The sequence below is a fragment of the Flavobacterium limnosediminis JC2902 genome (genome assembly GCF_000498535.1).
Lineage (GTDB): Bacteria > Bacteroidota > Bacteroidia > Flavobacteriales > Flavobacteriaceae > Flavobacterium > Flavobacterium limnosediminis.
Map to the genome: position 1 here is coordinate 65,468 of NZ_AVGG01000018.1, position 13,951 is coordinate 79,418.

Here is a 13,951-nt window from a genome sequence, read left to right on the forward strand (position 1 = left end):
CTTTTTATCAATAGGACAGTTGCATTTTCTTCTTAATTTCATCCAGACACAAATTATTGATACTGCCATCGTGGGTATGATTGGTAGTTTCCGGAATTTCAAATGTCCCGTTTTCAATTTGTTCGGCAACCATTTTATAAGCATCTCTGAAAGGAGTTCCATTTGTAACCATTTCATTGATAGTATCTACAGTAAACGAATACTTGTATTTCGGATCATCAAAAATGCCTTCTTTGACTTTAATGTCCTTGATGGCATAATGTGTCATTTCCAGACAGGATTTCAAATTTTCGATGGCAGGAAACAAACCTTCTTTCAGTAACTGAAAATCCCTGTGATAGCCACTTGGAAGATTATTCGTCAGCAATGTCAATTCATAAGGCAAACTCTGAATCTTGTTTGATTTGCCTCTGATAAGCTCAAAAATATCCGGATTTTTTTTGTGAGGCATGATGCTCGAACCGGTCGTTAAATGTCCGGGCAATGCCATGAAATCGAAATTCTGACTCAGATACAAACAAACATCCATCGCCAGTTTTGATATGGTTCCCGCCACGCTGCTCATCGCAAAAGCTACTGTTTTCTCCGATTTTCCTCTGCTCATTTGCGCCGCAACCACATTGTATTTCATGGTCGAAAAGCCTAATGCTTCCGTGGTGAATGTTCTGTTGATAGGAAAAGAACTTCCGTAACCGGCTGCCGATCCTAAAGGGTTTTGATCGACAACTTGTAAGGCAGCATTGAGCATTGTAACATCATCAATCAGGCTTTCGGCATAAGCAGAAAACCACAATCCGAAAGAGGATGGCATAGCTACCTGTAAATGCGTATAACCCGGAAGTAACACGTTTTTGTTTTTCTCCGCCAATTCCATCAGTAAATCGAAAAGTTCTCTGATGAGGTTTTTAATGGTGATGATTTCGTCTTTCAGATATAAATGCATATCGACCAAAACCTGATCGTTTCTGGAACGCGCAGTGTGGATTTTTTTTCCGGTATCGCCCAGTTTTTCAATCAGCAAGTATTCAATTTTGGAATGAATGTCTTCAAAATTATTTTCAATGATAAAATTTTCATTTTCAATTTTTAAAAGAAGTTCATTTAAAGCAATACATAAACTGTTTGCTTCTTCTTGTGAGAGCAAATTTGTCTCAGCCAGCATTTTTGCATGAGCAATGGAACCCAATACATCGTACTTGGCTAAAACGGTATCCAACTCCCTGTCGTTTCCAACCGTAAACTGCTCTATTTTTTGATCGGTGGCTATGCCTTTTTCCCAAAGTTTCATAATGATATTTTTTAGTGGTTTAACCACGAATTATTCTTTTACATGAATTTCTGCTAGACAGAATGAGTTTCTTTTTTGGCCACGAATTACACAAATTTCCACAAATTAATTCGTGTAAATTTGTGTAATTCGTGGCTGCTTTTTGTTTAATTATTAAAAAGAAATCCGGTTAGTATTTTGATATACAGTCCGATGCCTTCTTCAATTTCGTTGATATATATAAATTCGTCAGCCGAATGCGAACGAAGCGAATTTCCCGGTCCTAATTTTAACGACTGGCAACTTAAAACCGATTGATCGGAAAGCGTTGGTGAGCCGTAAGTGCTTCTTTCCAAGTTAATTCCGCTTTTAACCAGTTTGTGGTTTTTATCGATGAAAGAGGAGCGAAGGCGCAACGAACGCGGTTTGACTTCGGCATCGATATTGTCGCTTACAACTTTCAGAATTTCTTCGTTCGAATAACAATCATTGACACGGATATCAACAACCAAATGACATTTGGCGGGAACAACATTGTGTTGTTTTCCGGCATTAATTTGGGTAATGGTCATCTTCACCGGACCTAAATTTTCAGACACTTTTTTAAAGGAATAAGTATTAAACCAATTAATCAGATGAACTGATTTATAAATCGGGTTGTCAGAATTTTGATGTGCTGCATGACTTGCTGTCCCTTTGACAGTTACATCCAAAACCAATAAGCCTTTTTCGGCTATGGCCAGTTGCATTTCGGTCGGCTCTCCCACGATGGCACAATCCAATTCCGGAAGGTGTTTCAGGACGCTGTTCAATCCGTTCGGACCGCTGCTTTCTTCTTCGGCGGAAGCAACCATAACAATATTGTGCGACAGATTTTCCACGGCATAAAAATGAGTGAATGTCGCTAACAGTGAAACCAAACAACCACCAGCATCGTTACTTCCCAAACCGAATAATTTCCCGTCTTTTTCAATCGCCTTAAACGGATCCAAAGTATAACCCTGATTCGGTTTTACGGTATCGTGATGTGAATTCAGCAACAGCGTAGGTTTTGCGTCATCAAAATGAAGGTTGTAAGCCCAAATATTGTTGCTCTCTCTCTGAAACGGAATCTGATTTTCGGTAAACCATGCTTCAATTAAAAGCGCAGTTTTGTCTTCTTCACCTGAAAAGGAAGGTGTTTCAATTAGGTTTTTTAAAAGATTGATGGCTTCCTGAGTCAATTTTTCAATGGTTTTCATAGGCTTGTAATTGTACTTTCGTATGGTTTGAATTTTTATTTCCGATTAATGAATGATGACCGATGGTGACTGTTTTTACCCCTTTTTTCAGCGCGGCAAAACAGTTGTCCAGTTTCGGAATCATTCCGGAGTGAATGGTGCTGGTTTTCAGTAAATCATCGTATGTCTCTTCAGTTAAAATTTCAATTACTGAATGTTCATCTTCCGAATTCATCAAAACGCCTTTTTTCTCAAAACAGTAGCACAATTCCACGTCATAAAAATCAGCTAGAGCCGAAGCCAATTCACTCGCAATCGTATCGGCGTTGGTATTCAGTAATTGCCCGTTGCCGTCGTGTGTAATGGCACAACAAACCGGAGTAATGTTATTGTTCAAAAGTGTTACAAGTAACTGATGATTTACCGAAACGATATCACCTGCAAAACCATAATCAACCACACCTATTTTTCTTTTTTTCGAAAGGATAAGATTGCCGTCAGCTCCTGAAAACCCAACAGCTGTTGTTCCGAAAGCATTCAATTTGGCGACTATTTTTTTGTTGAGCAAACCGGCATACGTCATCACGACAACATCCAGCATCGGAGCATCGGTAATTCTTCTTCCGTCAACCATTTGAGGAAGTAAACCTAACTTTTCGGCTAACTTGCTGGCTTCTTTTCCACCGCCGTGCACCAGTATTTTAGCGCCTTCAAATTTTGAAAATGCAGTTAAAACTTCTGTCAGCGCTGATGCATCATCAATTACATTTCCGCCGATTTTCATCACGGTTATTTTGGGTTTAGCTGTCATGATTTTCCAATATTTTGGTTAGGATTGCCTGTGCTGCAAAGGTTCTGTTGTTGGCTTGCTGGATTACAATCGAATTCTCGCTGTCAATAACTTCATCGGTAACAATCTGATTTCTTCTCACCGGAAGACAGTGCATGAATTTGGCGTTGTTTGTCAGTTTCATTTTCTCCGAAGTCACAGTCCACGAAGTGTCTTGTGATGTGATTTGGCCGTAATCGTTATAATTGCTCCAGTTTTTGGCGTAGATGAAATCGGCATCTTTGAACGCTTCATGCTGATTGTGAGTAATTTTACTGTTTCCGGTAACTTTCGGATTTAGCTCGTAACCTTCCGGATGCGTAATTACGAAATCAACATCAGCCAATTGCATCATTTTGGCAAACGAATTCGGTACCGCATGTGGCAATGCTTTCGGATGTGGCGCCCATGTTAAAACTACTTTCGGTTTCTTTTTGGTTTTGAATTCGGTTATCGTCAAAATATCGGCCACAGCCTGAAGCGGATGCTCCGTAGCACCTTCCAGACTAATAACAGGAACTGAAGCGTATTTTTTGAACGAGTTGATTACCTGTTCTTCTTCGTCTTTTTCCTTGTCGGTTAACGTCGGAAAACTTCTGATGGCGATGATGTCACAATATTGCGAAATCACCTGAGCTGCTTCTTTTACGTGTTCGGCTTTGTTGCCGTTCATGATGGCGCCATCTTCAAATTCCAGATTCCAACCGTCGGTGTTGAGGTTCATGACAATGGTGTTCATACCGAGGTTGGTAGCCGCTTTTTGAGTACTCAATCTCGTTCTTAAACTCGGATTAAAGAATAATAGTCCAATGGTTTTGTTTTCGCCTAACGTTTTGTTGTTGTAAGGCGCTGATTTAATTTGTTTTACTAACAGCAAAAGTTCGTCTAAATCCTGTATGTCGTTTACTGATGTGAAATGTTTCATGATAAATTGTGTAAAGCGTTTTTCAATCCGATAGTAAAAAAGTCAATATCTTCTTTCGTGATGGAAAGTGGCGGAAGGATTCTCAGCAGATTTTTCTGAGAAGCGTTTCCGGTGAAGATGAATTCTTCATAAATTAGTTTTTTACGCAGTTCGTTGACTTCAAATTCAAATTCCAATCCGAGCATCAAACCTTTTCCTTTTATCTTTTTGATTTGCGGAAATTGTTGCATTTGCGCTGTGAAATAAACCGACAGTTCGTTCACATTCGGTATCAGCTTTTCAGTTTCAATGGTTTCCAAAACCGAAAGTGCAGCGGCTGCAGCCAAGTGATTTCCTCCGAAAGTCGTACCCAATAATCCGTGGGAAGCGATAAATTTCGGACTGATCAGAATGCCGCCAATCGGAAAACCGTTCCCCATTCCTTTTGCCATTGAAATAATGTCCGGCTGAATGTTGTGATGTTGGTGCGCAAAGAATTTCCCGGATCTTCCGTAACCGCTTTGGATTTCGTCTAAAATTAAAACCACATTATTATCATTGCAGATTTTTTCCAACACCTGGAAGAATTCGGTTGTACCTTCATCGAGCCCGCCTACACCTTGAATACCTTCGATAATCACGGCACAGATGTCGTTGCTGGCGATTTCATTTTCAACCAATTCGATTTCGTTTAAAGGAAGAAAAATAACTTCATGATTACTATTTAAAGGTGCCACGATGGAAGGATTGTCCGTTACCGCAACCGCCGCAGAAGTTCTCCCGTGAAAAGCTTTCTTGAATGCAATAACCTTTGATTTCTTATTGTGGAAAGAAGCCAGTTTCAGTGCATTTTCATTGGCTTCCGCGCCGGAGTTGCACAGAAACAACGAATAATCGGTATAACCGGAAAGAACCGTTAGTTTTTGTGCCAGTTGTTCCTGAACCGGATTCACAATTGAGTTGGAATAAAAGCCGATTTTGTTCACCTGTTCCGTGATTGCTTTTACATATTCAGGATGTGAATGACCGATTGAAATTACGCCATGACCTCCGTAAAAATCAAGATATTCCTGATTGTTTTCGTCCCAAACTTTTGCACCTGAGGCTTTTGTTGGGGTAATTGTATATACTGGATAAACGTCGAATAAACTCATTTTTTTAATTTTTAAAAGTTGCCTGATTTTAGTTGTAAACCTGTTTTTTCCTCGAATCCGAACATCAGGTTCATGTTCTGAATAGCCTGTCCGGAAGCGCCTTTCACTAAATTGTCAATGATGGACGTAACCAACAGATAATCGTCTTTTTTCATCAGGCTTATAATGCATTTGTTGGTTTGCACTACTTGTTTCAGATGAATGGCTTCGGTTGTCACTACCACAAAAGGCTCGTTTTGATAATAACTTTCATAGTGCTTTACGATTTCCGCTAACGACTTGTTTGTTTTGGTGTAAAGCGTGCCAAAAATGCCTCTGGTAAAATCACCACGATTCGGAATGAACAAAACCTCCTGACTGAAGCCGTTTTGTGTCTGTTCTAAACTCTGAATAATCTCACCCAAATGCTGATGTTCAAAAGCTTTGTAATGCGACATATTGTTATTTCTCCAGCTGTGATGTGTGGTTTCCGAAGGTTGAACTCCGGCGCCTGTACTTCCTGTGGTTGCATTTATGTGTATGCTTTCATTTAGTAGATTATTTTCTGCCAAAGGAAGCAAAGCCAACTGAATTGCCGTAGCAAAACAGCCGGGATTTGCAATGAATTGCGCCTTTTTGATTTGTTCTTTATTCATTTCCGGAAGTCCGTAAACAAATTCGGAATCATTGTAAACCGCATCGTTTTTCAGCCTGAAATCATTACCCAAATCGATGATTCTCGTGTGGGATGCGAACTGGTTTTCGGCTAAAAAAGCTTTCGATTTTCCATGCCCCAAACAAAGAAAAACCACGTTAACTTCCGGATTCACTTTATCTGAAAAAACCAAAGATGTTTCTCCGATTAAATCCTGATGTACCGATGAAACCGGTTTTCCGGCATTGGTCGTGCTGTACACAAAATCAATGTTTGCTTTGGGATGATTTTGCAACAATCTGAGCAGCTCTCCGGCTGTGTAGCCCGAACCGCCTATAATTCCGATGTTAATCATAACTCAATTCGTTTACCTGTGAATAAATCATTTGGGCATTGCCCAGAATCTTGATAAAGCCTTTGGCGTCATCGGCGGTCCAAGCGTTGTTCATTTCGCCGTATTGTCCGAATTGCGTATTCATTAAATCATTCTCGGACTCAATTCCATCCAAAGAAAAATGATACGGTTTCAGGGTTACGGTGACTTTTCCGTTCACGGTCGTTTGTGTATCAGTTAAAAAAGTTTCGATATTTCTCATTACCGGATCCAAAAACTGACCTTCATGGAACAACATTCCGTACCAGTTGCCCAATTGTTCTTTCCAGTATTGCTGCCATTTCGATAGTACGTGTTTTTCCAAAAGATGGTGTGATTTGATAATAATCATCGGAGCAGCGGCTTCAAAACCGACTCTTCCTTTGATTCCGATAATGGTGTCACCCACATGAATATCTCTTCCAATGGCAAAAGCATTCGCCATATTTTCCAGTTTGACAATGTTTTGCGAAGGTGAATCTTGTTCTCCGTTTACACTGATTAATTCTCCTTTTTCGAATTCCAGAACCACTTTTTCAGGGGTTTCTTTTTGCAATTGTGACGGATAGGCTTCTTCCGGCAGCGCCAAATGGGAGGTAAGCGTTTCTTTTCCGCCCACGCTGGTTCCCCAAATGCCTTTGTTGATGGAATATTGTGCTTTTTCCCAGGAATACTGTACGCCGTTTTGCTGAAGGAATTCCACTTCTTCTTGTCTTGATAATTTCAAATCTCTGATAGGAGTGATGATTTCAATTTCCGGTGCAATGGTTTTGAAAATCATGTCAAATCTTATCTGATCGTTTCCGGCGCCCGTACTTCCGTGTGCGATGGAGGTGGCTCCTTTTGATTTGGCGTATTTTATCACTTCCAATGCCTGAAACACCCTTTCGGCACTTACGGAAAGCGGGTAGGTGTTGTTCTTCAGTACGTTTCCGAAAATCAGGTATTTGATTGCTTTTTCATAATATTTTTCAATAATGTCGAGATTCGTGTGTTGGGCGCTTCCCAATTCGTAGGCTCTTTTTTCGATGGCTGTTAATTCTTCTTCCGAAAAACCACCGGTGTTGACTAAAACGGTGTGTACTTCAAATCCTTTCTGGATTAAATATTTTAAACAATAGGATGTATCTAAACCGCCGCTATAGGCTAAAACTACTTTGTTCATTTGAATTATTTTTTTAAGAAAAGTGCTTGTTTGATGCTTTTTAAACGTGTCAGCACTTTTTGATTAAAGGTGTATTGTTCTTTTATATTTTTTCTTTCGTTCGGATCGTATAACATTCCGGTGCAAAGGCACATTTTGTTTTCCTTGCGTTGTAAAATGTCAAAGTTCGTACAGGTTTTACAGCCAGCCCAGAAGCTTGGATCATCCGTCAATTCTGAAAATGGAACAGGTCTGTAGCCTAAATCGGAATTGATTTTCATAACCGCCAAACCCGTTGTGATTCCGAATATTTTCGCGTTGGGATGTTTCTTCTGCGAATAGTCGAATACGAATGATTTGATTTTTTTTGCCAGACCTAAATGACGGTAATCGGGATGTACGATCAACCCGGAATGGGCCACAAATTTGTCGTGTTGCCAGCTTTCAATGTAGCAGAATCCTGCAAATTTTCCATCTGCAAGGGCGATAACGGCATCCTGCATATCAATTTTTTTCAGGATGTATTCCGGAGTTCTTTTTGCAATTCCCGTACCTCTCTGAAGCGCGGAAGTTTCAATGGTGTCACAAATTAACTGTGCAAAATCGTAGTGCTCTTTCTGAGCAACAGTAATAACTATATTCATTTTAAAACAATGATGAATAATTGATGAATGGGAAAAAAATACGTGCGGAAGTACAAACAAGGCGGACTTGTTCCAAAGGAATACAGCAGACCTTACGGCCGGATTGTAATAGTTACAAACGGAAGTGAAAAATTAATAGGGTTAAGACCTAATTGTCCTAAAAAAATAAATAATGTTTCCAAAATGGGAAAAATGAGAAATGAATAACAAGATGAAAAACTCGGGTGCTAGAATGTCGACCGCTCTGACCGTGAAGTAAGGGCCAGGGTTTTCCGTGTAGAAAAGTTAGTATGTAACTTTGTTGTTTTCATTGCTGCAAATGTATATAAAATGAAAATACAAATCCTTAAAAAAATGCAAAAAAAATAAAAAATCAGGATTAAAGTGTTGTTTTGTAGTGTTTTAACTTCAGTTGTTTTATTGATATATGGTTTGGAATACAATTTTTTATTCGAGAATTCGTGGCCAAAATTAAATTTTATAACCACGAATTTTCGAATTTTGAAGGAATTTATCGCTTGATTATTTGTTTGGTAAATTCCCGATTATCAATCAGTATTCTCGCAAAATAGATTCCCTTTGGTAAATGACTGATATCAATTTGTTGGTTTGAATGTTCTCCAGATGAATCAATTTTAGCATTTTTAATCATTTTACCGTTACTGTCAAAAAGGTAGTATTCAATCCTTTTATTTTTAGCATTGTTAACCGCCAGATTAAAGATTCCGCTTGTCGGATTTGGATACAATGCTATTTCTGTTTGGGGTGTATTTATTTCCGTTGTTGCTTCGGTTTCCGCAACTTTTGCAGCACAATTAATTGCGGTTACGGATGCTATTCCGTTTGAATTGTTTATCGTGCCAATACTGTTTTTAGCCTTCACATAATAAGTATACGTTGTCCCAGCGGTAATTAAATATGTATTTAAAAAGGTGGTTCCGGTTACGTCGTGCGCATACAGATTCCCGTTTCTGTAAATGTCATAGCTGGTCGCATTTGCGGAGGTTGTCCATATCAGATTTATGGCACTTGTTGTTCCGTTACACGTTGGCGTTGCGGTTAGTGTAAAGGCACCGGGAGGACAATTCAAAGCAGTAGCGGAAAGCGTTCCGTTTGAGTTTGAAGTCGTGCCGGTTACATTTTTTGCCTTTACCGTATAAGTATAAATCGTTCCGACGGTGATATACGTATTCAAATACTGAGTTCCCGTAACATTACTCGCATACAATGCTCCATTCCTGTAAATATCATAATTCGTTGCATTAGGCGAAGCCGTCCAGTGAAGTTTAATTTGACTGGTTATACCGTTGCATTCCGGTGTCGCCGTAAGGGTAAATGATCCGGGAAGCGGTGTGGTGTTGCAGGTCAGATTCAGATTGGATTTCAGTGAGTTGAAATACGAAAGCGCAAAGGTATCTCTCCAAGTGGAACTATTCAATTTCGTAGCATCAGCCGAATCGACAAAACCGATTTCATTCAGGCAGCCTGTAGCAGAAGAATATTTCAGAACCCCTAAATGATAGGCTATGAAACTGTTGTCTTCCACGCAGCGTCGGTTGTTCCACACACCATTTGTTACCATATCCGTTTGGATTTTTTGAGCAAAAGCAATGTCTGGCGCGGTGTTGGTATCGCTGTCGGTACAGTAAAAAGTTTCCGTTCCGGTGCCTCCTCCGGCGTTACAGTGGATGCTTAAAAGTCGGTCGGCGTTCCAGTTGTTGGCCATTTGCGCGCGTTGGGTAACCGATGTCCAGCCGTTTACATTGGTGGTTCTGGTCATTTGAACGGTCCATGTCGAACAGGAATTCTGGATCAAGGTTCTGGTTCTCAAACCTACTTCCAACGAAGTTTCAATCTCTGTTGCGGTTCTTCCATCCGGGTTATTGCTGGTGGTGGCTCCGTAACCGTGTCCGGGATCAATAACAACTATCTGGGCATTGGCCGTAAGGGAAAACAATACGATAAACAGTAGTTTAAATAGGGTTCTCATGGCTCATATTTTTAGTTTTGATACGTAAATTTTACCCGTTTTATCATCGGAAAACATTATTTTATTGTCTCCGTAAAAACAGGGGAACATTTCGATTCGATCTTCAGTGGAAGTCAGTTGTATTTTTTTTAGAGAAGCCACATCAAACAGGAACAAATCGGAGTTGCTAACGGTATGACCGTCTTTGCTTTCATCCATAAAACCAATCAGGTACTTATCGTTTTTGGACCACGAAGTAGCAATTCCGGTTCCGATTTTTATGCCTTTACTTTTCCCGTCAATAGCGTAAATGTAAATATCAGCTCCCTTATGAACAGCTATTTTTTTACCGTCATTTGACAGTAGTGCGTTGTAGAACTGACCTTCATCATTGGTAATAACCCAGCTTTTCTGAGTTTTTAAATCTTTGGCTTCAATTTTTAATGTGGTAAGATTAGTGTAAACTACTATCGTACTTTCCTCAAACCCTTTAAATGAAGGAAGCCAGTTCGGGCTTGCACTGTTCTGTTTCTTCTGAGTTCGGGCCTTAACATCATAGGAAGCGACCTTTGCATACGAATGGTAGTCTGCCTTGTTCTTAGTTCTGAAATAAAAAGTCGTACTGTTTTGATTCCACGAATAAGCATAACCGCTGCCGGCCTTATCCGAAATCTGCCTGACCTTACTTGCTTTTACATCCAAAAGATACACGCCTTGGCTGTGCTCTTTTGTTAGGAGTGCATATTTTCCATCCGGAGAGACCACCGGATTGCAGAAGGAACCTTCAACCAAAAGCTGTTTGGGTTGTTCCAGTTTTTGCGCCTGCATTACTGTACTTACAATTAATGTGGCGGCGAATACTAAATGTGTTTTCATATAAAAAAGTTTTAATAAAAACTAAAGTAGTATTTATTTTACAAATTTAGAATAAAAACACAATATTTTATATTAAAAAACTTACAGTAAATAAAGTGTTTATAAAAAAAACACCTTCATAATGAAAGTGTTTTTTGAATAGGAGGGATATATTATCGTCTGAATTTGTTCCTTGTAATAATACCTTTCAACTTTGCTTTTAAATCTTCGCCGCTGTCATAAACCATCTGGTCATTGCTTGGGAAAGGAACCGCTCTTCGGTCGAAATACGGCAAATAACTTTCATCACAAGCCTGTTTGTCTCCGTTGTAATTGGCATAAACGTGTTCGAAAACGAATTCACTTGCCATAGGGAAAGTTTCAATTAACTGGTTGGTTTTAAAATCAACATAATCCACTTTTGCGGTTACCTGACAGGCTTTAAACTGACGGAATTCGTAAATGTTAACACGGATCGTTTTAAAATTATCCACTTTAATCGGATGTCCCAAACTGTCTTTTACAACGTTACCGTTGGCGTCCAGCAATGTTTTTGTCCCGTCTTTAATTTGTTTTTCCTTGATGAATTCTTTCTCTTTAATTTGTTCCGGAGAAATATTGATCTGGCGGAAGTTTACGATCATTCCGTAGTCATAATTGATTCCTTTCTGGCGGTTGCTGTGATAAACAGTCCACTTATCGTTCAGTCCGAACGTACTGAAATCCAGTAAATCATTCTGCAAGCGGACAGGAACTATCATGTCGGTCTCGTTTTTAGTGAAAACACTAACGTAATCCGTTCCCTTAAATTGCGCTTCGTCAATTAATTTTTTTACGTCCTTGTACCCGGGATTGATGCTTTCCAGATAGTTAAGGTCTTCATAAGCCTTGCGGAAACTCATTTTATCTCTTGAATTCAATAATAATTTCGAGTTGTCGTAAAGGTATTTAGACAAGGCATTTTTACTGCTGATAATCTGATCGGAATAATTATCAAACTGGAAAGACGCATTTCTACGCTCCTTAATCAATTGTAATGGTAATAACGGTCGGATTTTCTCCTGACGGTTATTCAACTGAAGGTATAAATTATGGATTTTTTCCAGATTCGCAGGATTCGCATCTTTGGCAAACATTTCGATATCACCTAAATCACGTTCTTTGGCTTTGGCAAAAGCTTCTTCCATGAGATATACATAATCCTGTTTGCCTTTGGCATTTTTATTGGTTCGCAAAGCTTCGAATGCACGGTTAATGGCGCCATCATAATCACCATCGCTCAACATGCTTTGCGTATGTTTCACACCGCAGGAATAAATAAAAAACAATAAAAGGAGTAAAGTTGTAATTTTCTTCATAAATGTTGGTTTTTTGCAAAAATATAACTTTTTAGGAGCTAATCCCGCTGTCCACTATATCTTTTTGCTTTGTCTCGTTTTGAGAACGAGACAAAGCAAAAAGGATGCCGTTCCTTCCGATAGCTATCGGAACGGGGCTAGGCCGGAGTTGATGTTCGGGCACAAAAAAACTCCGAAGGCTGAATTTCGGAGTTTAGGATTATTTTAGAATTTCGTCGGAATAGGAGGTAACAGTTTACTTGATACTTCCCCAAACCCGATGCGAACTTCATTATTTTGGCAGAACCCACGCATAATAACGGTATCACCATCATTAATGAATTTACGTTCCGAGCCGTCTTTCATCTGGATTGGTTTCTGTCCGCCCCAAGTCAATTCCAGCATCGAACCGAATGAATCTTCCGTCGGGCCCGAAATCGTACCCGAGCCCATCATGTCACCCGAATTGATTCGGCAACCGTTAATGGTATGGTGAGCCAATTGCTGACTCATCGTCCAGTACATATATTTTAAGTTCGATTTACTCACTAAAGTTTCTTCTGCATTTTCAGGGGTAATCGATACTTCCAGATTAATATCGTAAGCATGATTTCCTCTTTGCTGCAGGTAAGGAAGCGGTTCCGGTTCCTGTTTCGGACTGGCGGTTCTGAATGGCTCTAAAGCATCCAAAGTAACAATCCAAGGAGAAATGGAGGAAGCAAAATTTTTCGCCAGGAACGGACCAAGCGGCACATATTCCCATTTCTGAATGTCACGCGCACTCCAGTCGTTCAATAACACCATTCCGAAAATATAATCTTCTGCCTCGTTAACAGGAATGTTTTCCCCCATGATATTGGCATCGGTTGTAATAAAAGCGGTTTCCAATTCGAAATCCACTAAACGCGACGGACCGAATACCGGTTGTGTTTCCCCGTTCGGTAACGTTTGCCCCATAGGACGGTGTACCGGAATCCCCGAAGGAACGATAGTAGAACTTCTTCCGTGGTAGCCTACAGGAATGTGCAGCCAGTTTGGCAACAACGCATTTTCCGGGTCACGGAACATTTTACCCACATTTGTAGCGTGTTCTTTACTCGAATAGAAATCGGTATAATCACCAATATGAACGGGTAATTGCATTTCCACATCGCTGATATTGAAAACAACCACATCACGGTGTGTCTTGTTATCTCTCAAAGCGGCATTATCGGCATCAAAAATATCGGCAAGACGGTTACGAACCAGTCTCCACGTTTTTTTACCGTCACCGATAAAATCATTTAAGGTGTCCTGCATGAACATATCGTCGGTCAGATCAATACCTTCAAAATAGCCCAACTGCTGCAATGCGCCCATATCGATAGCGAAATCGCCGATTCGGGTTCCGATGGTAACCACATCTTCTTTAGTGATAAAAACGCCGAAAGGAATATTCTGTATAGGGAAATCGCTGTTTTCCGCTACTTGTAACCATGATTTTCTATGGGGATCGTTTGCTGTTATAGGCATGATATAGTGTTTTTTGTCTGTTCGTAATTCAATACATCAAATATACTTTCTATTGTGATTTTACCAAACACTTTTCGTATTTTTGAACTCGATTTAACAAAATATTTGA

The 13,951-nt window shown here is 39.8% G+C and carries 13 protein-coding genes; 1 reads left to right on the forward strand and 12 read right to left on the reverse strand.

Annotation, left to right across the window (positions count from 1 at the left end; translation table 11 throughout):
- Window positions 1-7: 7 nt before the first annotated feature.
- The 8 genes from argH to FLJC2902T_RS11910 all read right to left on the reverse strand — a co-directional run bounded on the left by argH (window position 8) and on the right by FLJC2902T_RS11910 (window position 8,169).
- Window positions 8-1,288: an argininosuccinate lyase gene (argH, locus tag FLJC2902T_RS11875; protein ID WP_023580035.1), complete on the reverse strand. Its 1,281-nt coding sequence runs from the start codon at window positions 1,286-1,288 to the stop codon at window positions 8-10.
- A gap of 146 nt (window positions 1,289-1,434) precedes the next feature.
- Window positions 1,435-2,508, reverse strand: a complete 1,074-nt coding sequence (locus FLJC2902T_RS11880) for a M20 family metallo-hydrolase (RefSeq protein ID WP_035678557.1) — start codon at window positions 2,506-2,508, stop codon at window positions 1,435-1,437.
- Window positions 2,495-3,298, reverse strand: coding sequence for an acetylglutamate kinase (argB, locus tag FLJC2902T_RS11885; protein WP_035678560.1), 804 nt, complete (start codon window positions 3,296-3,298; stop codon window positions 2,495-2,497). Before argB ends, FLJC2902T_RS11880 begins: the two co-directional genes overlap by 14 nt.
- The gene (locus FLJC2902T_RS11890) at window positions 3,288-4,241 is read right to left on the reverse strand and encodes an N-acetylornithine carbamoyltransferase (protein ID WP_035678563.1); all 954 of its coding nucleotides are present in this window, start codon (window positions 4,239-4,241) and stop codon (window positions 3,288-3,290) included. Before FLJC2902T_RS11890 ends, argB begins: the two co-directional genes overlap by 11 nt.
- Window positions 4,238-5,374, reverse strand: coding sequence for an aspartate aminotransferase family protein (locus tag FLJC2902T_RS11895; RefSeq protein WP_023580039.1), 1,137 nt, complete (start codon window positions 5,372-5,374; stop codon window positions 4,238-4,240). Before FLJC2902T_RS11895 ends, FLJC2902T_RS11890 begins: the two co-directional genes overlap by 4 nt.
- An 11-nt stretch (window positions 5,375-5,385) precedes the next feature.
- On the reverse strand, window positions 5,386-6,363 hold the full coding sequence (gene argC, locus FLJC2902T_RS11900; protein WP_035678565.1) for an N-acetyl-gamma-glutamyl-phosphate reductase: 978 nt from the start codon (window positions 6,361-6,363) through the stop codon (window positions 5,386-5,388).
- Window positions 6,356-7,546, reverse strand: a complete 1,191-nt coding sequence (gene argG, locus FLJC2902T_RS11905) for an argininosuccinate synthase (RefSeq protein ID WP_023580041.1) — start codon at window positions 7,544-7,546, stop codon at window positions 6,356-6,358. The genes argC and argG overlap by 8 nt, the downstream gene beginning before the upstream one ends.
- 5 nt (window positions 7,547-7,551) lie before the next feature.
- Complete coding sequence (locus FLJC2902T_RS11910; protein WP_023580042.1) at window positions 7,552-8,169, reverse strand: GNAT family N-acetyltransferase; 618 nt, start codon at window positions 8,167-8,169, stop codon at window positions 7,552-7,554.
- A 27-nt stretch (window positions 8,170-8,196) separates the two neighbouring features.
- Here FLJC2902T_RS11910 and FLJC2902T_RS11915 point away from each other — a divergent pair, with 27 nt between their 5' ends.
- Entirely contained in the window at window positions 8,197-8,376 is a 180-nt protein-coding gene (locus FLJC2902T_RS11915) for a hypothetical protein (RefSeq protein WP_023580043.1), read from the forward strand.
- Between the two features lie 304 nt (window positions 8,377-8,680).
- Here FLJC2902T_RS11915 and FLJC2902T_RS11920 read toward each other — a convergent pair whose 3' ends face one another.
- The 4 genes from FLJC2902T_RS11920 to fahA all read right to left on the reverse strand — a co-directional run bounded on the left by FLJC2902T_RS11920 (window position 8,681) and on the right by fahA (window position 13,842).
- A complete protein-coding gene (locus FLJC2902T_RS11920) occupies window positions 8,681-10,159 on the reverse strand; it encodes an N-acetylmuramoyl-L-alanine amidase (RefSeq protein WP_023580044.1) in 1,479 nt (492 codons plus the stop codon).
- Between the two features lie 3 nt (window positions 10,160-10,162).
- Window positions 10,163-11,014, reverse strand: coding sequence for a TolB-like translocation protein (locus FLJC2902T_RS11925; protein ID WP_023580045.1), 852 nt, complete (start codon window positions 11,012-11,014; stop codon window positions 10,163-10,165).
- Between the two features lie 152 nt (window positions 11,015-11,166).
- On the reverse strand, window positions 11,167-12,351 hold the full coding sequence (locus tag FLJC2902T_RS11930; protein ID WP_023580046.1) for a hypothetical protein: 1,185 nt from the start codon (window positions 12,349-12,351) through the stop codon (window positions 11,167-11,169).
- A 204-nt stretch (window positions 12,352-12,555) separates the two neighbouring features.
- The gene (gene fahA / locus FLJC2902T_RS11935; RefSeq protein WP_023580047.1) at window positions 12,556-13,842 is read right to left on the reverse strand and encodes a fumarylacetoacetase; all 1,287 of its coding nucleotides are present in this window, start codon (window positions 13,840-13,842) and stop codon (window positions 12,556-12,558) included.
- Window positions 13,843-13,951: the final 109 nt, after the last annotated feature.